Annotated in this window: 18 protein-coding genes; 14 read left to right on the top strand and 4 right to left on the bottom strand. The window is 68.9% G+C overall.

Translation table 11 applies throughout. From position 1 onward, the window contains the following. Positions 1 to 62 precede the first annotated feature (62 nt). Both ACYVN4_RS13055 and ACYVN4_RS13050 read right to left on the bottom strand, forming a co-directional pair. Positions 63 to 1,049: a glutamate ABC transporter substrate-binding protein gene (locus ACYVN4_RS13055; protein ID WP_460720733.1), complete on the bottom strand. Its 987-nt coding sequence runs from the start codon at positions 1,047 to 1,049 to the stop codon at positions 63 to 65. Further along, the gene (locus ACYVN4_RS13050; protein WP_460720730.1) at positions 1,046 to 2,377 is read right to left on the bottom strand and encodes a hypothetical protein; all 1,332 of its coding nucleotides are present in this window, start codon (positions 2,375 to 2,377) and stop codon (positions 1,046 to 1,048) included. The genes ACYVN4_RS13055 and ACYVN4_RS13050 overlap by 4 nt, the downstream gene beginning before the upstream one ends. Before the next feature lie 156 nt (positions 2,378 to 2,533). Here ACYVN4_RS13050 and ACYVN4_RS13045 point away from each other — a divergent pair, with 156 nt between their 5' ends. Next, on the top strand, positions 2,534 to 3,223 hold the full coding sequence (locus ACYVN4_RS13045; RefSeq protein WP_460720728.1) for an NUDIX domain-containing protein: 690 nt from the start codon (positions 2,534 to 2,536) through the stop codon (positions 3,221 to 3,223). 4 nt (positions 3,224 to 3,227) lie between these two features. After that, positions 3,228 to 5,411: a molybdopterin-containing oxidoreductase family protein gene (locus tag ACYVN4_RS13040; protein WP_460720726.1), complete on the top strand. Its 2,184-nt coding sequence runs from the start codon at positions 3,228 to 3,230 to the stop codon at positions 5,409 to 5,411. Positions 5,412 to 5,552: 141 nt separating this feature from the next. Here the strand turns inward: ACYVN4_RS13040 and thiE are convergent, their stop codons facing one another. After that, the gene (gene thiE / locus ACYVN4_RS13035; RefSeq protein WP_460720724.1) at positions 5,553 to 6,254 is read right to left on the bottom strand and encodes a thiamine phosphate synthase; all 702 of its coding nucleotides are present in this window, start codon (positions 6,252 to 6,254) and stop codon (positions 5,553 to 5,555) included. A 153-nt stretch (positions 6,255 to 6,407) separates the two neighbouring features. Between thiE and ACYVN4_RS13030 the strand changes: the two genes are divergently transcribed. The 6 genes from ACYVN4_RS13030 (at position 6,408) to ACYVN4_RS13005 (ending at position 11,765) form a co-directional block, all read left to right on the top strand. Next, positions 6,408 to 7,598 (top strand): FAD-dependent oxidoreductase, encoded by a 1,191-nt coding sequence (locus ACYVN4_RS13030; protein ID WP_460720722.1) that lies wholly within the window; start codon positions 6,408 to 6,410, stop codon positions 7,596 to 7,598. Then, a complete protein-coding gene (gene thiS / locus ACYVN4_RS13025; protein WP_460720720.1) occupies positions 7,595 to 7,807 on the top strand; it encodes a sulfur carrier protein ThiS in 213 nt (70 codons plus the stop codon). The genes ACYVN4_RS13030 and thiS overlap by 4 nt, the downstream gene beginning before the upstream one ends. Then, the gene (thiG, locus tag ACYVN4_RS13020) at positions 7,800 to 8,564 is read left to right on the top strand and encodes a thiazole synthase (RefSeq protein WP_379358474.1); all 765 of its coding nucleotides are present in this window, start codon (positions 7,800 to 7,802) and stop codon (positions 8,562 to 8,564) included. Before thiS ends, thiG begins: the two co-directional genes overlap by 8 nt. A 128-nt stretch (positions 8,565 to 8,692) precedes the next feature. Further along, positions 8,693 to 9,637 (top strand): ABC transporter ATP-binding protein, encoded by a 945-nt coding sequence (locus ACYVN4_RS13015; RefSeq protein ID WP_460720718.1) that lies wholly within the window; start codon positions 8,693 to 8,695, stop codon positions 9,635 to 9,637. Beyond that, complete coding sequence (locus tag ACYVN4_RS13010) at positions 9,637 to 10,452, top strand: ABC transporter permease (protein ID WP_460720716.1); 816 nt, start codon at positions 9,637 to 9,639, stop codon at positions 10,450 to 10,452. The genes ACYVN4_RS13015 and ACYVN4_RS13010 overlap by 1 nt, the downstream gene beginning before the upstream one ends. Before the next feature lie 314 nt (positions 10,453 to 10,766). Then, the gene (locus ACYVN4_RS13005; protein WP_460720714.1) at positions 10,767 to 11,765 is read left to right on the top strand and encodes an adenylate/guanylate cyclase domain-containing protein; all 999 of its coding nucleotides are present in this window, start codon (positions 10,767 to 10,769) and stop codon (positions 11,763 to 11,765) included. On the opposite strand, the gene ACYVN4_RS13000 is transcribed toward ACYVN4_RS13005, so the two are convergent. Further along, positions 11,766 to 11,924, bottom strand: a complete 159-nt coding sequence (locus ACYVN4_RS13000; protein WP_452398639.1) for a hypothetical protein — start codon at positions 11,922 to 11,924, stop codon at positions 11,766 to 11,768. Between the two features lie 146 nt (positions 11,925 to 12,070). Between ACYVN4_RS13000 and ACYVN4_RS12995 the strand changes: the two genes are divergently transcribed. The 6 genes from ACYVN4_RS12995 to ACYVN4_RS12970 are packed head-to-tail and all read left to right on the top strand — an operon-like array spanning position 12,071 to position 20,493. After that, positions 12,071 to 13,786 carry an acyclic terpene utilization AtuA family protein gene (locus ACYVN4_RS12995; RefSeq protein WP_460720713.1) on the top strand — a complete coding sequence of 572 codons (1,716 nt, stop codon included), beginning with the start codon at positions 12,071 to 12,073 and terminating at the stop codon, positions 13,784 to 13,786. 11 nt (positions 13,787 to 13,797) lie between these two features. Then, positions 13,798 to 14,946 carry an acyl-CoA dehydrogenase family protein gene (locus ACYVN4_RS12990; protein WP_460722612.1) on the top strand — a complete coding sequence of 383 codons (1,149 nt, stop codon included), beginning with the start codon at positions 13,798 to 13,800 and terminating at the stop codon, positions 14,944 to 14,946. Further along, on the top strand, positions 14,943 to 16,547 hold the full coding sequence (locus tag ACYVN4_RS12985; RefSeq protein WP_460720711.1) for an acyl-CoA carboxylase subunit beta: 1,605 nt from the start codon (positions 14,943 to 14,945) through the stop codon (positions 16,545 to 16,547). Before ACYVN4_RS12990 ends, ACYVN4_RS12985 begins: the two co-directional genes overlap by 4 nt. 8 nt (positions 16,548 to 16,555) lie before the next feature. Next, the gene (locus tag ACYVN4_RS12980) at positions 16,556 to 18,544 is read left to right on the top strand and encodes an acetyl/propionyl/methylcrotonyl-CoA carboxylase subunit alpha (RefSeq protein WP_460720708.1); all 1,989 of its coding nucleotides are present in this window, start codon (positions 16,556 to 16,558) and stop codon (positions 18,542 to 18,544) included. A 3-nt stretch (positions 18,545 to 18,547) separates the two neighbouring features. After that, on the top strand, positions 18,548 to 19,711 hold the full coding sequence (locus ACYVN4_RS12975) for an acyl-CoA dehydrogenase family protein (protein ID WP_460720706.1): 1,164 nt from the start codon (positions 18,548 to 18,550) through the stop codon (positions 19,709 to 19,711). Next, positions 19,711 to 20,493, top strand: a complete 783-nt coding sequence (locus ACYVN4_RS12970; RefSeq protein ID WP_460720704.1) for an enoyl-CoA hydratase family protein — start codon at positions 19,711 to 19,713, stop codon at positions 20,491 to 20,493. Before ACYVN4_RS12975 ends, ACYVN4_RS12970 begins: the two co-directional genes overlap by 1 nt. The last annotated feature ends 17 nt before the right edge of the window (positions 20,494 to 20,510 follow it).

The following is a 20,510-nucleotide window of genomic DNA, read 5'->3' as shown; positions in this document are numbered from 1 at the left end:
GCGCGTGGTGGCGCGGGTGTCGGCGGGTTCGGGTGGGGTCGGATCGGACGGTGTGGTCATCGTCAGTCCTGATACCTCGGGGGCGGCGGAATGGCGGCGTCACCCAGTTCGGTGGACAGCCAGCGCCGGTAGAGCCGATTCCAGGTGCCGTCGGCGCGAATGCGTTCCAGCGTGCCGTTCACGAAACGGACCAGATCGTCGGCGCCCTTGGAGATACCGATGCCGTACTGCTCGGTGCTCAGGTTCGGCCCCACCACCTCGGTCGCCGGATCCTGCTCGGCGAGCCCGGCCAGCACGGTGTCATCGGTGCTGACCGCGTCCACCTGCCGCTGCTGCAGCACCACCAGGCAGTCGGCCCAGCTGGGCACGGTGAGGATGGACGCGGCGGGCTGCTGGCGGCGGATCAGGTCCAGCGAGGTGGTGCCGCTGGCCACGCACACCCGCCGGCCCGCCAGATCGGTGAGCCCCTCGATGCCGGAATTGCGCACGGTCAGCACCCGCTGATGCGCCGTCAGATACGAGGTGGAGAAGGTGACCGATTGTCGCCGTTCGCAATTGATGGTCATGGTCTTCACCACCACGTCCACGGTGTGCTCCACCAGCGCCTTCTCGCGGTCGGCGGAGGATAGGATGCGGTATTCCACCGCGCCCGGATCGCCCAGCAGGTCCCGCGCCAGCTCGCGCGCGATATCCACGTCGAATCCGGCCAGCGTGCCGGTGCTCGGATCGCGGAAGCTGAACAGATTGCTGCCCGGATCCAGGCCGACCAGCAGCCGCCCGCGTGCCCGGATGGCATCGATGTCGGGCCCGCTGCGCACCCCGTTCGGCCGCAGCCCGGCCGTCGGATCCCCGCAGTCCGGGACCGGCGGCGGCGTGGTCTGGGTCTGTGCGACAACGGCTCCCGACGGCAGCGGCGGTTCGATATAGCTCGGCACCCGGGTCGACGGCGCGGGCGGCGGCGGACTCTCGTCACCACAGGCGGCGGTGAGCAGCACGGTCGCGGCGAGGGCGGCGAGCGGAATGGATCGGAGCGGTCTTCGGGTGATCATCGGTACTCCCGTAGTCGCGGCCACAGTCCGGCCGCGATCAGGACGGCGGCGGCGGTGCTGAGCACCAGCGCGCCGGGCCCGAGCAGGTCGAGGGTGCGGGCGGCATGGGATGTGTCGGCGCGCAAGGTGTTCCGGGTTTCGGCGATGCCCTCGCCGAGCGCGTTGTCGAGGGCATCGGTCTGGGCGGTGGCCTCGTTCGCGCCGGGGCCGGTGGCCACCGCGGCCGCGCCGATGAAGTCGCCCTTGGACAGGGCGTCGTTCATGCGCTGGTGGGCGGCGCGCCAGCGCTCCAGGGCGGCGGTGGCGGTCTGCACGTCGTTCGCGCCGGGTTGGTCGGATCCGTAGCCGGACAGGATGTTTCGCAGCTTGGCGATGGCCTGGTCGTAGGTGCGGTCGTAGTCGGCGCTGGTGTCGCGCCGCACCAGCTTGAGGGTTTCGGCGGTGCGGGCCTGCTGGGCCAGGATGCGGCTCTGGGTGAGCGCGGTGGTCGGGATGCTGCCCGCGTCGCGGGCATGGGTGGTGTCCACCGCGGAGATGAAGCCCGCGATCACCGTCCAGGCCAGCAGCACCACCATGGTCGCGGTGGCCAGCAGCAGCCCCAGGTTCAGTACCCGGTGCCAGCGCCGGAACAGGAACAGCTGTGCCCCGATCAGCGCCGCGACGGCCAGCAGCGGCAGCAGGATGGCGGGCCAGGGCGGCCGCACGTGACTGCGCTGGGTGGCGGCGATGGCGGCGGACCGATGCTCCTGCAATTCCTGCGCCTTCGGCAGCAGCGTCCCCTGCATCAGGTTGGACGCCTCGCTCAGATAGGCCGCGCCGACCGGCTGCCCGCCGCGATTGTTGGTGCGCGCGGTCTCGACGATCCCGGTGTACACCGGCAGTCCGGTGGCGATGCCGCTGCGCAGCTGCGTATCGGTGTCCCCGTCACTGCGATTGGACTGCGTCACCAGTTCCGCGGCCGCCTCGCCGATGGCCTGGTTGTAGCGGTCACGCACCGGTTTCGGTTCCAGCCCACCGGAAATGAAGGCGGTGCCCGCGGAGGCGTCGGCCACAGAGAGCGAGGTATAGAGCCGCTGGGCCGAATAGGCGTCCGGTTCGGACTCGCCCAGCAGGACGTCGAGGGCGTGTTGCCGGTTGGTCACCGCGGTGGCGGTGACGATGCCCGCGGTGACGCAGAGCGCCAGCAGGATCAGCCCGACGGCGATCAGTTTGGCGGGGGAGGACTGCGCGAACGACCGTATTTCGGTGGTCGCGAAGCGTTCCCGCCACGCCGCCGCGGCCGCGCGTGGGGACAGCTCGTCGAGCCCCAACTCCTCGGTGCGTGCCATCCTCACCTCCCACTGACCGAAATCGAACGACCGACTCGTTGCTTTCGGATGAGCTTATTGTGGACGTACCGCTGCCGTGACGCGGGAAGGCCCGCGGTGTGCCCACCCGAGTACGACGTGGGCGTGGCACGGCCGGTGAGCGATGGGATTGTGACTATGCGTGGTGACGGCGACGGTTGGGCGAAAAGTCCGGATGGCACCCGTCAATGGGGTCGCTACGGTGCTGCCGGATTGTTGCTGCGCGCCCCGTTGCTCGGTGGCGGCTCCGCTGTCCTGCTGCATCACCGCGCGGCCTGGACCCACCAGGGCGGCACCTGGGCGCTGCCCGGCGGCGCCCGCGACTCGCACGAGACCACCGTGCACGCCGCGGTCCGCGAGGCCGAGGAGGAGGCGGGCATCAAGCCGGGTTCCATTCGCGTGCGCGGCTCCCGGGTGACCGCGACCGCCCCGAGCGGCTGGACCTACACCACGGTCGTCGCCGATGCCCCCGACCGGCTCGCCACCCGCGGCAACAAGGAGAGTCAGGATCTGGTCTGGGTGCCCGAGGGCGAGGTCGAGGACCGGCCGCTGCATCCCGGCTTCGCGGCCGCTTGGCCACTATTGCGCGCCGCCCCCACCCGGATCAGCCTCGACGGCCTCGCCGACAGTGGTGCGGTGGCGGCCGCGTTGCCGCGCACCCTGGATCTGGCCGAGCAGGGCTTCGTCTGGCTGCACGCCAACGGTGATGGTGACGGGCGCACGGCCCGCATCGGGGTGGCCGAATCCGAGGCGACCGAATCCGGCTCGGAACAGACCGATTTGGCCGGAAATGTGTTGTTCCTCACTCTCGATCAGGTGTTGTCTTGATGAGGTGAGCACGCGCGAGGTTCCCACCTACTGCCGAATCTGCGAGCCGCTGTGCGGCCTGATCGCCACCGTGGAGGACGGCCGCCTGGTGCGGCTGCGCGCGGACAAGGACCATCCGCTCTCCCGCGGCAATGCCTGCCCGAAGGGCATCGCGTTCACCGAGCTGCAGAACGATCCGGACCGCGTGCTGTATCCCTTGCGGCGCACGGCATCCGGCGAGTTCGAGCGGGTGTCGTGGGATACCGCCCTCGACGAGATCGGCGAACGGCTGCGCGGGCTGATCGACGAGCACGGAATGGAAAGCCTCGGCTGGTATTTCGGCAATCCCTCCTCGTTCTCCTATTCACACACGCTGTGGATGCTGGGCTTTCAGTTGGCCGCGGGGCTCGAGCACGTGTACTCGGCGGGTTCGCAGGACGTGAACAACCGCTTCGTGGCCAGTCAGCTGCTCTACGGCTCGGCCACCTCGGTGCCGGTGCCGGATCTGGACCGCACCGACTTCCTGCTGATGCTGGGTGCGAATCCGCTCGTCTCGCACGGCAGCGTGCTGAGCGCGCCGCGCATTCGCGACAAGCTCACCGCCATCACCAAGCGCGGTGGGCGCGTGGTGGTGGTCGATCCGCGAAACACCGAGACGGCCAAGCTGTTCGAGCACGTGGGGGTGCGGCCCGACGGTGACGCCTGGCTTTTGGCCGCGCTGCTGCAGGTCATCTTCGAGGAGGGCCTGGAAGACAATCAGGCGTTGCGCCGCCAGGCCGCCGGTGCGCGCGAATTGCGCAATGCCGTCGCCCGTTTCACGCCCGAAGCCACCGCGGCGGTGACCGGCCTGGAACCCGATCGGGTGCGCGCGCTGGCCCGGGATCTGGCCCGTGCCAACGCTGCCGCCGTCTACGGCCGCACGGGGACCTGTCTGGGCCGCCACGCGACCCTGGTCGCCTTCCTCATCGACGCGCTGGCCCTGGTCACCGGCAATCTGGATCGGCCGGGCGGCTCGGTGTTCGGCAAGGAACTGGTGGCGGTCTCGAAACTCAACGCCCGCATCGGTTTCGTCGCCTACGACAAGCAGCGTTCCCGCATCGGCGGCTTCCCGGACGTGCTGGGCACCTTCCCGGCCGCCATCATGGCCAAGGAGATCACCACCCCCGGTCCCGGTCGACTGCGTGCCCTGTTCACCTCGGCGGGCAATCCGGTCTCCTCGGTGCCCAACGGCCGCGAATTGGCCGCCGCCCTCGAACAACTCGACCTGTTCGTCTCCATCGACCTCTATGTCAACGACACCAACCGCACCGCCGACTACGTGCTGCCCGCCACCACGTTCCTGGAGCGCGACGACATTCCGCTCCCGTTCACCGCGCTCTCCCCGACCCCGTACACCCAGTACACCGAGCGGGTGCTGGAACCGTACGGTGAGGCCCGCGAGGAATGGCAGATCATCGACGCCATCGCCACCCGAATCGGCGTGCAGCCCTTCGCCGTCGGCCCCGCACGCCCGGTTGGCCGTGCCCTGAGCGCGCTGCGCCGCCGCATCCCCGGCCTGGTTTCGGCGCGGCCCACCCCGACCCTGCTGGCTGATCTGGCCCTGCGCACCGGCCCCTACGGCGACCTGTTCGGCCTGCGCCGCAACGGCATCAGCCTGCGCATGCTGCGTCGGCATCCGCACGGCGTGGTGCTGGCCGACAACATCACCACCGGTGTACTGCGAGAGGTGGTGCAGCACAAGGACGGTCGCGTTCGTCTCGATCCGGACGAGATCATCCTCGAGCTGTCCACGCTCACCGTGCGCCCCGCCGACCCGACCTACCCGCTGCGCGTCATCGGCCTGCGCGAGCTGAAATCCCACAACTCGTGGATGCACAATCTCGAACCGCTCATGCGCGGCGACCGTGAGCACGCCGCCCGCATCAACCCCAAAGACGCTGCGGTGGCGGGCATCTCCGATGGCGACCGCTGCAAGGTCACCTCCGCGCACGGCTGCATCGAGGTCACCGCCCGCCTCACCGAGGACATGGTCGAGGGCGCGGTCGCCATCCCACACGGCTGGGGCCACCACGGCGGCTGGCAACTCGCGAACGCCGCGGGCGGCGCAAACGTCAACGACCTGATGTCCACCGACATCGCCGACGTCGAACAACTCGCGGGCATGTCCAACCTCAACGGCGTCCCGATCCGCCTCGATCCCGTCGGCTGACCGCACCTCGCCCGTCATTCCGGCGTGCTTTTGGCCGGAATCCAACGCGCAGCGGGTACTGATGCTGTGGGTGTGGATCCCGGCCAAAAACGCGCCGGGATGACGAGGGGCTGGCCCGGGTGAGCGGGTGGAGGGGCGTGTCTAGTTGTCGTTCTCGAGGATCCGCTGCTTGATCGCTCGCGCGGCGGCGGTCGGGTCGCTGGCGTCGGTGATGGCTCGCACCACGACGATTCGGGTCGCGCCCGCGGCGAGCACCTCGGGCAGGCGGGCGTCGTCGATGCCGCCGATGGCGAACCACGGGCGGCGGGTGTGCGAGTCGGCCGTCGAGCGGACCAGTTCCAGTCCGGCGGGCGTGCGGCCCGGCTTGGTCGGGGTGGCGTAGACCGGGCCGGTGCAGAAGTAGTCGATGTGTTCGTCCACCGCGGCGAGTCCGGCCTGCGCGCGGTTGTTGGTGGAGCGGCCCAGCACCACGTCGGGGCCGAGGATCTGGCGCGCGTACCAGGGCGGCAGATCGTTCTGGCCCAGGTGCAGTACGTCCACGCCCGCGGCCAGCGCGATATCGGCGCGGTCGTTGCAGGCGACCAGGGCGCCGTGGCGGCGGGCCACGGCCTTCAGCTCGGCCAGCGCGCCCAGCTCGCCCTTGGCCTCCAGCGGCCCGAACTGTTTCTCCCCGCGCGAGCCCTTGTCACGCAGCTGGATGATGTCGACGCCCCCGGCCAGGGCGGCCTCGGCGAACTGCGCCAGGTCGCCGGTGTCGCGGCGCGCGTCGGTGCACAGGTAGAGCCGTGCGGTCGCGAGACGCTCCCGAGGGGATACCGGTCGGTTCGGGTGGGAGGGTTGCACGGCCTCGACGGTAGTCGCGCTACGGTGGTTGAGTCGAAACGACCCGTGGGAGCGCACTCGGCGCGGAGCTGCGCGACGCTCCCGGTGAATTTTCTGTTTCGAAGGCTATATATGCAGGTCCCGGAGGTGCCGGGACGAGTTAGGTGGATTCACATGCGGACTCTGGCCGTCGTCGGCGGCGGTGTGATCGGACTGTCGGCGGCCTGGCGGGCCGCCGGAGCGGGCTTTACCGTCACCCTCTTCGACCCGGCCGTGGGCTCCGGCTCCTCCTGGGTAGCGGGCGGCATGCTCGCACCCCTCTCGGAGGGCTGGCCCGGCGAGGACGCCGCCCTCGAATTCGGCGCCGCCTCCCTGGCCCGGTGGCCGAAATTCGCCGCTGACCTGCGTGAACTCGCGGGCATCGAGGTCTTCGTCGCCGACCAGACCATGACCGTCGCCCTCGACGCGGCCGACGCCGCGGACCTGCGCACCATCGCCCATTTCGTCAACGCCCACGACCTTCCGATGCTCGCCGCGAAAGATATATCTGGCGACGGTGATTCGGATCTCGCGGACGACACCGATGCCGCCGCCCGCCTCCGCCTGCTGGATCGCGCCGGGGTGCGCGCGGCCGAACCGAGCCTGGGTCGCGGCGTCCGCGCCGCCCTGCTCGCCGTCGCCGAACCCGCGGTCGACAACCGGGCCCTGGTGACCGCCCTGCGCGCGGCCTGCGTCGCCGCCGGGGTCGAGTTCCGGGCCGAGCGCGTCGAAGTCCTCGCCGACCTCCCGCACGATCGGATCGTGCTGGCCACCGGCGCGGCCGCCGCGCAGCTGTGGCCGAGTCTGCCGATCCGCCCGGTCAAGGGCGAGATCCTGCGCCTGCGCCGCCGACCCAGCGCGCCGCCCCCGCCGCGCCGAGTGATCCGCGCCCGCGTGCACGGGCGCCCCATCTACATCGTTCCTCGCGGCGACGGAATCGTCCTGGGCGCAACGCAATACGAGGTCGGCTTCGACACCGAGGTCACCGCGGCGGGCGTCCGCGACCTGCTCACCGACGCCGAGATCGTCTTCCCGGGGCTCGGCGAGTACGAGTTCGCCGAGGCCACCGCGGGATTCCGGCCCGGTTCCCCCGACAATCTGCCGCTCGTCGGCCACCTCGACGACCGCGTGATCGTGGCGGCGGGCCACGGCCGCAACGGCATTCTCGACACCCCGGTCACCGCCGACGCCGTGCTCGCGCTGCTCGAGGGCGAGCCGCTGCCCGCGGCGCGGGCAGCCGATCCGCGCCGCTTCCCGTCGGTCGCCGCATCCGGCGTACCCGAATCATCCACTGCCGCATCGCTTTATCCAGGAGGAGTTCGATGACCGCAATTCCGGTCGGCGTCACCGTGAACGGTGAGGACCACGTGTTCCCCGACCCGCTGTCCGTGCGCGACCTGCTGAATCGGCTGAACCTGCCGAGCCAGGGCGTCGCGCTGGCCATCGACGGCGCGGTCTTCCCCAAGTCCCGCTGGGACGAGCCGGTCGGCCGGGGCTGGGAGATCGAGGTGCTGACGGCGGTGCAGGGTGGCTAGCGCGATCGAGCCCCTGGTCATCGCGGGCCGCGAGTTCGGCTCGCGCCTCATCATGGGCACCGGCGGCGCGGACAACCTGGCCGTGCTCGAGGAGGCCCTGCTCGCCTCCGGCACCGAGCTGACCACGGTCGCCATGCGCCGGGTGGACGCCGCGGGCGGCACCGGCGTGCTGGATCTGCTCAAGCGCCTCGAGATCGCCCCGCTGCCCAATACCGCGGGCTGCCGCGGTGCCGCCGAGGCCGTGCTGACCGCACGGCTGGCCCGCGAGGCTCTCGAAACCGATTGGGTGAAGCTGGAAGTCATCGCCGACGAGCGCACCCTGCTCCCGGATGCCATCGAATTGGTCTCCGCCGCCGAGCAATTGGTGGACGACGGTTTCACCGTGCTGCCCTACACCACCGACGACCCGGTGCTGGCCAAGCGCCTCGAGGACATCGGCTGCGCCGCGGTCATGCCGCTGGGTTCGCCGATCGGCACCGGCCTGGGCATCAGCAATCCGCACAATATCGAGATGATCGTGGCCGCCGCCGGTGTCCCGGTCATCCTCGACGCGGGCATCGGCACCGCCAGCGATGCCGCCCTGGCCATGGAACTCGGCTGTTCGGCAGTCCTTTTGGCGACCGCGGTCACCCGCGCCCGCCAGCCCGCGCTCATGGCCGCCGCCATGGCCCGCGCGGTGGAGGGCGGTTGGCTGGCCCGCCAGGCCGGTCGCATCCCGAAGCGTTTCTGGGCGCAGGCTTCCTCGCCCGGCTTCTGATTCGCCCACGAATCCCGGCCCGGATTCTGAACCCCGGGTCGGGTCCGGGCGTAGTCATCCCTGAGGATGAGCGACGCGCGACCATTTAGCGATAGTGCGCGCTCGATACATGGGGAAGACTGGTCGCCATGATCGAACTGAGAGGCCTGACCAAACACTACGGGCAGACCGTCGCGGTGTCGGACCTGTCGTTCACGGTCCCGCCGGGCCAGGTGACCGGCTTCCTCGGCCCGAACGGCGCGGGTAAATCGACCACCATGCGCATGATCCTGGGGTTGGATCAGCCGACCTCCGGGACCGCGCTGGTCAACGGCAAGCCCTACCACGAGCTGAAGCGCCCGCTCGAGGAGGTCGGCGCGCTGCTGGACGCGAAGTGGGTGCATCCCAACCGTTCCGCGCGCTCGCATCTGCGCTGGATGGCCGCCTCCAATGACATTCCGGCCGCCCGGGTGGAGGAGGTGCTGCGCCTGGTCGGCCTCTCCGAGGTGGCGAACAAGAGCGCGGGCGGCTTCTCCCTCGGCATGTCGCAGCGGCTCGGCCTGGCGGGCGCGCTGCTGGGCGACCCGCAGGTGCTGCTGTTCGACGAGCCGGTCAACGGCCTCGACCCCGAGGGCATCCTCTGGATCCGCCGCTTCATGCAGCGGCTGGCCGGTGAGGGCCGCACCGTGCTGGTGTCGAGTCACCTGCTCTCCGAAATGGCGCAGACCGCAGAGCATCTCATCGTGATTGGCCGGGGTCGGCTCATTGCCGACACCACCACCAAGGATTTCATCGAGAAGGCGTCGGAACAGTCTGTGCGCGTGCGCAGTCCACAGTTGGATCAGCTGCGCAGCCTGCTCACCTCGAACGGTATGACGGTGCGTGAGGACGGTGCGGAGGCCGACGGCCCGGCGCTGGTCGTGGCCGGTGTCACCAGTGACGCGGTCGGAAAGTTGGCCGGTGCCAACGACATCACGCTCTACGAGCTGTCGCCGCAGCGCGCCTCGCTGGAGGAGGCGTTCATGCGCATGACCGGCGGCGCGGTGCAGTACCACGGCGAAGGCTTCGAACAGGTTATGGGAGGTGCGCTCTGATGGGAGTGCTCGCGGCGGAAAGAATCAAGCTCACCTCGACCAAGTCCCCGGTCTGGTGCACCGTCCTGCTGGTGGTGTTCGCGCTCGGGATCGCGGCCCTGTTCAGCCTGGCGTTGAACGCGTCCTGGACCAACTACCAGGACCAGTTGTCCCAGGGCAAGGCCACCACGGACGCGCCCTACGCGGAGAACGCCCTGGCGGGCCTGGGTATCACCGGACTGGCACAGGGAATGCCCGGGTTCGGCTACCTGATGGTCATGATCCTGTCGGCTTTGGCGGTGACCAGTGAGTACCGCTTCGGGACCATCAAGTCGACCTTCCTGGCAATCCCGAATCGGACCGCGGTCCTGCTTACCAAGGCGGGTCTCATCGGTGTTGCTATGGCGTTGCTGAGTTTGGCGCTGGCCTTCGTCGGCTTCTTCATCTTCAAGGGGATGGTGACCCACGACGCGGGCGTCAAACTGAGCCTGAGCACGGGCGATCTGCGGGTCTTCTACGCGGTGCCGCTGTTCATCCTGCTGGTCGTGTTCCTGGCGGTCGGCGTGGGCGCGCTGGTGCGGCAGTCGGCCGGCGCGCTGTCCATCCTGATCGTGTGGCCGGTGATCATCGAGCCCATGGTCGGCGCGTTCGGCCATATCGGCCGGGAGATCCAGGCGCTGCTGCCCTTCCAGAACGCGGGCCTGTTCCTGGGCACCGTCGACGCCAAGTCCACGTACTGGCACTGGGGCCCGTGGGGTGGCCTGATCTACTTCGCGATCTTCTCCCTGATCGTGTTCGGGGCCGCGCTGTTCGTGGTGAACAAGCGCGACGCCTAGCTCGTGATCTTGGTGTAGAGAAAAACCCTGCCCAGGGAGCCGCGTGCCACTGCCCGGCCCGCGGCGCGCATCGGCCCGATACGGAATCCCGTATCGGGCCGATGTCTTAGGGGGCGAGGTAACGATGTGTAAAAGGTTTCGGTTCCGGCCGGAATCGTCTAGCCGTCGAACTGGACGGTCGGTAGCATCGCCTCAGCAACCAAAGCACTCAAACATCGGCGGGTCCAACGTTGTGGCCGTCAGCACCGATCGGGAGGTGTCAGGTGGCAGTTATTAATCCATCCCACGACGGAACCCTGGGATACGCTCTGGGCGTGAGCGAACGACCCACCGACGGCGGTGAACGCGCCCCGGACGCGAACCGAACCGACGGACTGGGAACCGATCGCAACCGTTCGCGCGATACGAACGGCAACCGGGCGCGGGAACCCCGCATCGACCCGGATGTGGTCATCCCCTTGATACCCGCGGAACTCTCCGACGACGTCGACGAGTCCGAGGGGCAGCAGCGGCGACGTGGCCGCTTTCCCGGCCAGCTCTCGGCCATCATGAATGCCGCCAATCAGCGTGGCGACATCATCGGCGCGATCCGCAAGGCCCGCGAGAATCTGCCCGGCGATCCGGCCTTCGGTGATCCGCTCTCCGTGTCCGGGCCGGGCGGCGTCCGCGCCGTGGCCCGCGCCGCGGACAAGCTGGTCGGCGATTCGCCCAGCGCCGCAAAGGAATTGGGTCTGGGTGCACTCCAGGTCTGGCAGGCCATGCTGGAACGGGTCGGCCGCGGCCGCGGCACCCAGGAGATCACCATCATGTTCACCGATCTGGTGGCCTTCTCGAGCTGGTCGCTCTCGGCCGGTGACGAGGTGACGCTGGATCTGCTGCGGCGGGTGGCCAAGGCCATCGAGCCGCCCATCAATGATCGTGGTGGCCAGGTGGTCAAGCGCATGGGCGACGGCGTGATGGCCGTGTTCCCGTCCGCCGACCGCGCGGTCAAGGCGGCCGTGGCCGCCAAGGAGAACCTCTCGGCGGTGTCGGTGGACGGTTACCGCCCGCAGATGCGCCTGGGCCTGCACACCGGCAGCCCGCGCGAAATCGGCGGGGACTGGCTGGGTATCGACGTCAATATCGCCGCACGCGTCATGGAGGCGGGCGGCAACGGCAACACCATGCTGTCGGGCGCGACTCTCGATGTGCTGAGCCCGGAAACCCTCGAGGAACTCGGCCTGGGCGTAAAGCCATACCGCCGCAGCTTCTTCGCCGCACCCTTGAGTGGAGTCCCGGAAGATCTCCGCATCTTCCGCCTCGAAGCCGACTGACTATTTCGTCATATAGAGGACCGCGCCCACGGCGGCCAGCACTCCGCAGACGCCGAGCGCAATGGCCACGGGGCGCGAGTTCTTGAACAACGAATACGCCCCGCCGAGCAGGAATCCGGCGAGGGCGAGCAGGACGATGGCGGTGACGTCAGTGGACACGCGATCAGTCTGCCTGACGGTTGCCGCCGCGCCGCGCACCGGTCGTGACCTGGCCATTCGATAAATAACAAGCACGCGGGCTTGCTTTTTTCCGACCCTGATGTGACCCTGTACACGACTGCAGCGGTGCACAGGGAGGCCCTTCCATGAGTCAGCTCGCCGATACTCCGGACCTCATCCGGATAGGCAACTGTTCCGGGTTCTATGGCGATCGCGCGAGCGCCATGCGGGAGATGCTTGAGGGCGGGCAGCTCGATGTGCTCACCGGCGACTATCTGGCCGAGCTCACCATGCTGATCCTGGGCCGGGATCGCATGAAGGACGCGAACCTCGGCTATGCGAAAACCTTTGTGCGGCAGCTGGAGGACAGTCTCGGACTGGCGCTGGACAAGGGCGTCAAGATCGTCACCAATGCGGGCGGGCTGAACCCGGCCGGGCTGGCACAGCGGGTGCGGGAGGTGGCCGAGAAGCTCGGTCTGGCACCGAAGGTCGCGTATGTGACCGGTGACGACCTGCTGACGCGGGCCGGTGAATTGGGGCTGGGCGCACCGCTGACCGCGAACGCCTACCTCGGTGCGTGGGGTATCGCCGAATGCTTGACCGCGGGCGCGGACATCGTGGTGACCGGGCGGGTCACCGACGCTTCGGTGGTGGTCGGTCCCGCGGCCGCCCACTTCGGCTGGGGCCGAACCGATTACGACGCGCTGGCGGGCGCGGTGGTGGCGGGACACGTCATCGAGTGCAGCACGCAGGCCACCGGCGGCAACTTCGCCTTCTTCACCGAGATCGCCGATCTGGGGCGGCCGGGCTTCCCGATCGCCGAGGTGCGGCGCGACGGCAGCAGCGTCATCACCAAGCACGAGGGCACCGGCGGCGCTGTCACGGTGGACACCGTGAAAGCCCAGCTCATGTACGAGATCCAGAGTGCGCGCTACGCCGGGCCGGATGTCACCACGCGCCTGGACAGCATCCGGGTGAGCCAGGAAGGTTCGGACCGGGTGCTGATCAGCGGCGTGACCGGCGAGGCCCCGCCGCCGCAGACCAAGGTCTCCACCAACACCATCGGCGGCTTCCGCAACGAGATGGAGTTCATCCTCACCGGCCTGGACATCGAGGCGAAAGCCGCACTGGCGCAACGACAGCTGGAATCCTGGCTGACCGTGCGCCCGGCCGGGCTGGAATGGACCCTGGCCCGCCTGGACCGTCCCGACGCGGACACCGAGGAGCAGGCCAGCGCGCTGCTGCGCTGCGTGGTCCGCGACCCGGACCCGAACAAGGTGGGCCGCAACTTCTCCAGTGTCGCAGTCGAATTGGCGCTGGCCAGCTTCCCCGGCTTCTCACTGACCTCCCCGCCCGGCAACGGCGGCCCCTACGGCGTGTTCACGCCGGGCTACGTGGACGCCAAGGAGATTCCGCACACGGCGGTGCTGGCCGACGGCTCCGAGGTGGCGATTGCCCCGGCGGGGGAGACCCTCGAACTGGATGCGGTCGCCGAACCGGCCCTGCCGCAACCGCTTCCGGGCGGTGCCACGCAGCGTGTCCCGCTGGGCACCATCGCGCTGGCCCGTTCCGGTGACAAGGGCGGCAACGCCAATATCGGCGTCTGGGTGCGCACCGAGGAGCAGTGGCGCTGGCTGGTGCACACGCTCACCGTCGACGAGCTGCGCCGCCTGCTGCCCGAGACCGCCGAACTGCCCGTCACCCGGCACGTGCTGCCGAACCTGCGGGCGCTCAACTTCATTGTCGAAGGTCTGCTCGGGGAGGGCGTCGCCTATCAGGCCCGCTTCGATCCGCAGGCCAAGGGGCTCGGGGAATGGCTGCGGGCCCGGCACATCGAGATCCCTGTGGAGCTGCTGCCATGAGCAACGGATACGTGGACCCCTGGACGACGCCCGAGCGTCGCGAATTGCGTGCCACCGTGCGCGGATTCGCCGAACGCGAGGTGCTGCCCTACCTGGACGGCTGGGAGCGCGAGGGCTTGCTGCCGCGCGAGCTGCACAAGAAGGCGGGTGCGCTGGGGCTGCTGGGCATCCAGTTCCCGGAAGCCGCGGGCGGTTCCGGCGGTGACGGCATCGACGCGGCCATCGTGGCCGAGGAGATGCACTACGCGGGCGGCTCGGGCGGCTTGTTCGCCTCGCTGTTCACCTGCGGGATCGCGGTGCCGCACATCATCGCCTCCGGGAATGATGAGCACATCGAGCGCTGGGTCAAGCCGACGCTGGCGGGTGAGAAGATCGGGTCGTTGGCGATCACCGAGCCGGGTGGCGGTTCGGATGTGGGTCATCTGCGGACCACCGCCGTGCGCGACGGGAACGACTTCATCGTCAACGGGTCCAAGACCTTCATCACCTCCGGCGTGCGCGCCGACTTCGTGGTGACCGCGGTGCGTACGGGTGGCCCCGGTGCGGCCGGGGTTTCGCTGCTGGTGGTGGAGAAGGGCACGCCCGGGTTCACGGTCAGCCGCAAGCTGGAGAAGATGGGCTGGCTGTGCTCGGATACCGCCGAGCTGTCGTATGTCGATGTGCGGGTGCCGGTTTCGAACCTAGTGGGCCCGGAGAACAGCGGATTCGCGCAGATCGCACAGGCTTTCGTGAGTGAGCGGGTGGGGTTGGCTGTGCAGGGGTACGCGCACGCCCAGCGCTGCCTGGACCTGACCCTGCAGTGGACGCGCGATCGCGAGACCTTCGGTCGGCCGCTGATCAGCCGTCAGGCCGTGCAGAACACGCTGTCGGAGATGGCGCGTCGCATCGATGTCGCCCGCGTCTACACGCATCATCTGGCGGAGCGGGCCGCGCGGGGTGAGACCGATCTGATCGCCGAGGTGTGCTTCGCCAAGAACACGGCCGTGGAGACCGCGGAATGGGTTGCGCACCAGTCGGTGCAGCTCTTCGGCGGCCTGGGCTACATGCGCGAGGCCGAGGTCGAACGGCACTACCGGGATGTGCGCATTCTCGGTATCGGCGGCGGCACCAACGAGATTCTGACCAGCCTTGCGGCCAAGCGATTGGGGTTCCAGTCTTGAGCATTCTGCGCACATCCGTCGATGCGAATTCGGCGGACTACGAGTCCGCCGCCGTGGCCATGAGCGCCAAGCTCACCGAGGTCGAGGCCGAGTACGCCAAGAACATCGCGGGCGGCGGCCCGGACAAGATGGCCCGGCATCGCAAGCGCGGCAAGCTGACCGCGCGCGAGCGCATCGAATTGCTCATCGACGAGGATTCGCCGTTCCTGGAGCTGGCCCCGCTGGCCGCCTGGGGCAGTGACTTCCATGTCGGCGGCAGCGTGATCGCCGGTATCGGCATTGTCGAGGGCGTCGAATGCATGATCGTCGCGCCGGATCCGACCGTGCGCGGCGGCACCTCGAACCCGTGGACGCTGCGTAAGAACCTGCGCATGAACGACATCGCGCTGGAGAACCGGCTGCCGGTGATCGGGTTGGTGGAGTCCGGCGGTGCGGATCTGCCGACGCAGAAAGAGGTGTTCGTCCCCGGCGGGCGCATGTTCCGGGATCTGACCCGGCTCTCGGCCGCCGGAATCCCCACCATTGCACTGGTTTTCGGCAACTCGACCGCCGGTGGCGCGTACATCCCGGGCATGTCCGACTACACGGTCATGATCAAGGAACGCTCCAAGGTGTTCCTGGGCGGGCCGCCGCTGGTGAAGATGGCGACCGGTGAGGAGTCCGACGACGAATCGCTGGGCGGCGCGGAAATGCATGCCCGAGTGTCGGGTCTGGCCGACTACCTGGCCGTGGACGAGCAGGACGCGATTCGCCTGGGCCGGAGCATCATCCGGCGGTTGAACTGGCAGAAGCAGGGCCCGGCGGCGCGGCCGCTCGAGGAGATCATCGAGCCGGTCTACGACCAGGAGGAGCTGCTCGGCATCGTGCCGGGTGACCTCAAGATCCCGTTCGACCCGCGCGAGGTCATCGCGCGCGTGGTGGACGGCTCCGACTTCGACGAGTTCAAGCCGCTCTACGGCTCCAGCCTGGTCACCGGTTGGGCCGAACTGCACGGCTACCCGGTCGGTATTCTCGCCAACGCGCGCGGCGTGCTGTTCTCCGAGGAGGCGCAGAAGGCGGCCCAGTTCATCCAGCTGGCCAATCAGAAGAACACGCCACTGCTGTTCCTGCACAACACCACCGGCTATATGGTCGGCAAGGAGTACGAGCAGAAGGGCATCATCAAGCACGGCGCGATGATGATCAACGCGGTCTCGAATTCGAAGGTGCCGCACATTTCGCTGCTCATGGGCGCGTCCTACGGCGCGGGCCACTACGGCATGTGCGGGCGCGCCTACGATCCGCGCTTCGTCTTCGCCTGGCCGAGTGCCAAATCCGCCGTTATGGGCGGTGCGCAGCTGGCGGGCGTCATCTCCATCGTGGGCCGGGCGGCCAACGAGGCACGCGGTATCCCGTTCAACGAGGAGCAGGACGCCGGGCTGCGCGCCATGATCGAGGCGCAGATCGAGGCCGAGTCGATGCCCATGTTCATGTCGGGACGCCTCTACGACGACGGCATCATCGACCCCCGCGACACCCGCACGGTCTTGGGAATGGCGTTGTCCGCCATCCACAATGCCCCGATCAAGGGCGCCGAGGGCTTCGGCGTCTTCCGGATGTGAGGCCAGCAATGGAGATTACGAACGTTCTGGTCGCCAACCGTGGCGAGATCGCGCGCCGGGTCTTCGCGACCTGCCGCCGGATGGGCATCGCGACCACCGCGGTCTATTCGGACGCGGATGCCAACGCACCGCACGTGGCCGAGGCCGACGCGGCAATTCGCCTGCCGGGCAACACTCCCGGCGAGACCTACCTGCGCTCCGAGCTGATCATCGAGGCCGCGTTGGCCGCCGGGGCCGATGCGATTCACCCCGGCTACGGATTCCTCTCCGAGAACGCCGAATTCGCGAAGGCCGTGCTGGCGGCCGGGCTGACCTGGATCGGCCCGCCGGTCGCGGCCATCGAGCAGATGGGCTCCAAGGTCGAGTCCAAGAAGATGATGGACGCTGCGGGCGTGCCTGTCCTCGAGCAGCTGGATCCGGCCGAGGTCACCGCCGACATGCTGCCCGTGCTGATCAAGGCGTCGGCCGGTGGCGGCGGGCGCGGCATGCGCGTCGTGCGCGAATTGTCCGAGCTGACAGCGCAGATCGAGGCCGCGCAGCGCGAGGCGGCCTCCGCCTTCGGCGATCCGACCGTGTTCTGCGAGCGCTACCTGGAGACCGGCCGCCACATCGAGGTGCAGGTCATGGCCGACACCCACGGCACCGTGTGGGCGGTCGGCGAGCGGGAGTGCTCCATCCAGCGCCGTCATCAGAAGGTCGTGGAGGAGGCCCCGTCCCCGCTGGTCGAGAAGATCGATGGCATGCGGGCGCGGCTGTTCGAGGCGGCCCGGCTGGCGTCGGAAGCCATCGGTTACGAGGGTGCGGGCACCGTCGAATTCCTGGCCGACGAAAAGGGCGACTTCTTCTTCCTGGAGATGAATACCCGTCTGCAGGTGGAGCATCCGGTCACCGAGCAGGTCACCGGACTGGATCTGGTGCGGTTGCAGCTGCAGGTGGCCGCCGGTCGTCCGCTGCCCGCCCGGCAGCCGGAAATGCGCGGGCACTCCATCGAGGTGCGCCTGTACGCCGAGGATCCCGCGTACGACTGGCAGCCGCAGTCCGGCACCGTGCACAAGATCGAGATTCCCGGCACGCTGGGCGAATTCACGGTCCTGACCGAGCCGGGCGTGCGCCTGGACAGCGGCATCGTGGACGGTTCCGTGGTCGGCGTGCACTACGACCCGATGCTGTCGAAGGTCATCTCCTTCGCCGAGACTCGCGACGAGGCGGCACATCTGCTGGCAAGCGCCCTGCAGCGCGCCGAGATTCACGGTCTGGTCACCAACCGCGACCTGCTGGTGCGGGTGCTGCGGCACCCGGCGTTCCTGGCGGGCGACACCGATACCGCGTTCTTCGCCACCCATGACCTGGAAAAGCTCTCGGCCCCACTGGTTTCCGAGGCCGATGAGCAGCTTTCCATCATCGCGGCCGCCCTATCGGATGCCGCGGTGAACCGCACGAAGGCGCGCGTCGGCGCGGGCCTGCCCGGCGGCTGGCGCAATCTGCCGTCGCAGCCGCAGTCCAAGTCCTACGAATCCCGGCTGACCGGCAAGCACGAGGTGCGCTACCGCATCACCCGCGCGGGCCTCGAGGTCGAGGGCCGCGACGGTCTCGAATTGGTCGAGGCCACACCGGATTCCGTGACCCTGCTGGTGGCGGGGGAGCGCGGCCCGGTGCGTCGCCGCTTCGCCGTCGCCCGCTACGGCGACCTGGTGGCGGTGGACTCCCCGCTCGGCCCGGTGTCCGTGCGCCGACTGCCGCGTTTCGAGGATCCGGCCGATCAGGTGGCGGAGGGCTCGCTGCTCGCGCCCATGCCCGGCGCGGTGATCCGCCTGGGCGCCGCGACCGGTGACCGCGTCGAGAAGGGCCAGCCCATCCTGTGGCTGGAGGCCATGAAGATGGAGCACACCATCGCCGCCCCCGCCGCGGGCATCCTCACCGAATTGAACGTATCCGCCGGCCAACAGGTCGAAGTCGGCACGGTCTTGGCCGTGGTCCACAGCGAAGAGCAGGAGTAGTCCATGAGTTTCATCGAGACCGAAGAGCAGAAGCAGCTGCGGGCCGCGGTGGCCAAGCTGGCCGCCAAGTACAACTTCCGCGACTACGCCGGACCCAAGGCGCGCCGCAACGAGCCCTTCGACGAACTGTGGGACGAGGCGGGCAAGCTCGGCTTCCTGGGCGTGAACCTGCCCGAGGAGTACGGCGGCGGTGGCGCGGGCATCTACGAACTCGCGCTGGTGATGGAGGAATTGGCCGCGCGCGGTTGCGGCCTGCTGCTCATGGTGGTGTCCCCGGCCATCTGCGGCACCATCATCACCAAGTACGGCACCGAGCCGCAGAAGCAGGAGTGGCTGACCAAGCTGGCCGACGGCAGCGGCAAGATGGTCTTCGGCATCACCGAGCCGGACGCGGGCTCCAACTCGCACAAGATCACCACCACCGCCCGCCGCGACGGCGACGACTGGATCCTCAACGGCCGCAAGATCTTCATCTCCGGCGTGGACCAGGCCGAGGCCGTGCTCATCGTGGCCCGCAGCGAGAACGCCAAGACCGGCAACCTGCAGCCCGCCCTGTTCATCGTCCCCACCGACGCCCCCGGCTTCGTGAAGACGAAGCAGGAAATGGACATCATCGAGCCGGACAACCAGTTCACGCTGTTCCTCGACGACGTCCGGCTGCCGTCCACCGCCCTGGTCGGTCAGGAGGATGCGGCCATCGCGCAGCTGTTCGCGGGCCTCAACCCGGAGCGCATCATGGGTGCGGCCATGGCGGTCGGCATGGGTCGCTACGCCATCGACGCGGCCGTGGCCTACGCCAAGGAGCGTGCGGTGTGGAAGGGCGCGCCGATCGGCTCGCACCAGGGCATCTCGCATCCGCTCGCGCAGGTGAAGATCGAACTGGAACTTGCCAAGCTGATGATGCAGAAGGCCGCGTTCCTCTACGACTCCGGCGACGACTTCGGTGCCGCCGAGGCCGCCAATATGGCGAAATACGCTGCGGCCGAGGCCAGTATCAAGGCCCTCGACCAGGCCATCCAGACGCACGGCGGCTCCGGTCTGACCTCCGACGTGGGCCTCGCGGGCATGCTGGCCGCCGCCCGCATCGGCCGCGTCGCCCCGGTCAGCCGCGAGATGATCCTCAACTTCGTCTCGCAGCACTCGCTGGGCCTGCCGAGGTCCTACTGATGAGCGAGGCGCACGACGGGCCGTTCGTCCGCTACGAGGTGGCGGACGGATTCGCTACCCTCACACTGGATTCCCCGCACAACCGCAACGCGCTGTCGTCGCGGCTGGTGTCGGAACTCCTCGAAGGCCTGCAGCGGGCGGCGGCCGACGACGCCGTCCGCGGCGTGGTGCTCGCCCACACCGGCAATACCTTCTGTGCCGGAGCCGATCTCAAGGAAGCGGTGGACGCCGATCCGGCGGCCGCCGCCGATATCCGCACCCGCTGGATGATCTCGGTGCTGCGTGACATCCTCGCCATGCCGAAACCGGTGCTGGCGCAGGTGGACGGCAATGTGCGGGCGGGCGGCATGGGCATCATCGCCGCCTGCGATCTGGTGGTCGCCGGGCGGGGCAGCAGCTTCGCGCTGACCGAGGTGCGAATCGGGTTGGCCCCCTTCATGATCTCGCTCACCCTGCTGCCCCGGATGACCGGCCGGTCCGCGGCCCGGTATTTCCAGACCGGCGAGACCTTCGACGCCGCCGAGGCCGAGCGCATCGGGCTGATCACGGTGGCGGCCGACGATCCGATCGCCGAGGTGGCTCGCCTGCGCGGGGAGCTGCGCAAGGGTTCCCCGCAAGGCTTGGCCGAGGCCAAGCAGCTGGTCAACGCGGATCTGCTGGTCACCTTCGACAGCAAGTCCGAGGAACTGGCCAAGCGGTCCGCGAGCTTCTTCGGCACCCCCGAGGTGATCGAGGGCATCACCGCGTTCATGCAGCGCCGCCCGGCGAGTTGGGCGGAATAGGCAACTCGGCAGAATAG

The organism is Nocardia heshunensis, from assembly GCF_054782115.1.
Note: the sequence above shows the minus strand (reverse complement) of the source record. Positions and strands in the feature narration are given on the sequence as shown.

What these genes read in the sequence shown, in the direction of transcription:
- ACYVN4_RS13055 (WP_460720733.1), bottom strand. Translation starts at nt 1,049, where the DNA reads ATGATCACCCGAAGACCGCTCCGATCCATTCCGCTCGCCGCCCTCGCC.
- ACYVN4_RS13050 (WP_460720730.1), bottom strand. Translation starts at nt 2,377, where the DNA reads ATGGCACGCACCGAGGAGTTGGGGCTCGACGAGCTGTCCCCACGCGCG.
- ACYVN4_RS13045 (WP_460720728.1), top strand. Translation starts at nt 2,534, where the DNA reads ATGCGTGGTGACGGCGACGGTTGGGCGAAAAGTCCGGATGGCACCCGT.
- ACYVN4_RS13030 (WP_460720722.1), top strand. Translation starts at nt 6,408, where the DNA reads ATGCGGACTCTGGCCGTCGTCGGCGGCGGTGTGATCGGACTGTCGGCG.
- thiS (WP_460720720.1), top strand. Translation starts at nt 7,595, where the DNA reads ATGACCGCAATTCCGGTCGGCGTCACCGTGAACGGTGAGGACCACGTG.
- ACYVN4_RS13015 (WP_460720718.1), top strand. Translation starts at nt 8,693, where the DNA reads ATGATCGAACTGAGAGGCCTGACCAAACACTACGGGCAGACCGTCGCG.
- ACYVN4_RS13010 (WP_460720716.1), top strand. Translation starts at nt 9,637, where the DNA reads ATGGGAGTGCTCGCGGCGGAAAGAATCAAGCTCACCTCGACCAAGTCC.
- ACYVN4_RS12995 (WP_460720713.1), top strand. Translation starts at nt 12,071, where the DNA reads ATGAGTCAGCTCGCCGATACTCCGGACCTCATCCGGATAGGCAACTGT.
- ACYVN4_RS12980 (WP_460720708.1), top strand. Translation starts at nt 16,556, where the DNA reads ATGGAGATTACGAACGTTCTGGTCGCCAACCGTGGCGAGATCGCGCGC.
- ACYVN4_RS12975 (WP_460720706.1), top strand. Translation starts at nt 18,548, where the DNA reads ATGAGTTTCATCGAGACCGAAGAGCAGAAGCAGCTGCGGGCCGCGGTG.
- ACYVN4_RS12970 (WP_460720704.1), top strand. Translation starts at nt 19,711, where the DNA reads ATGAGCGAGGCGCACGACGGGCCGTTCGTCCGCTACGAGGTGGCGGAC.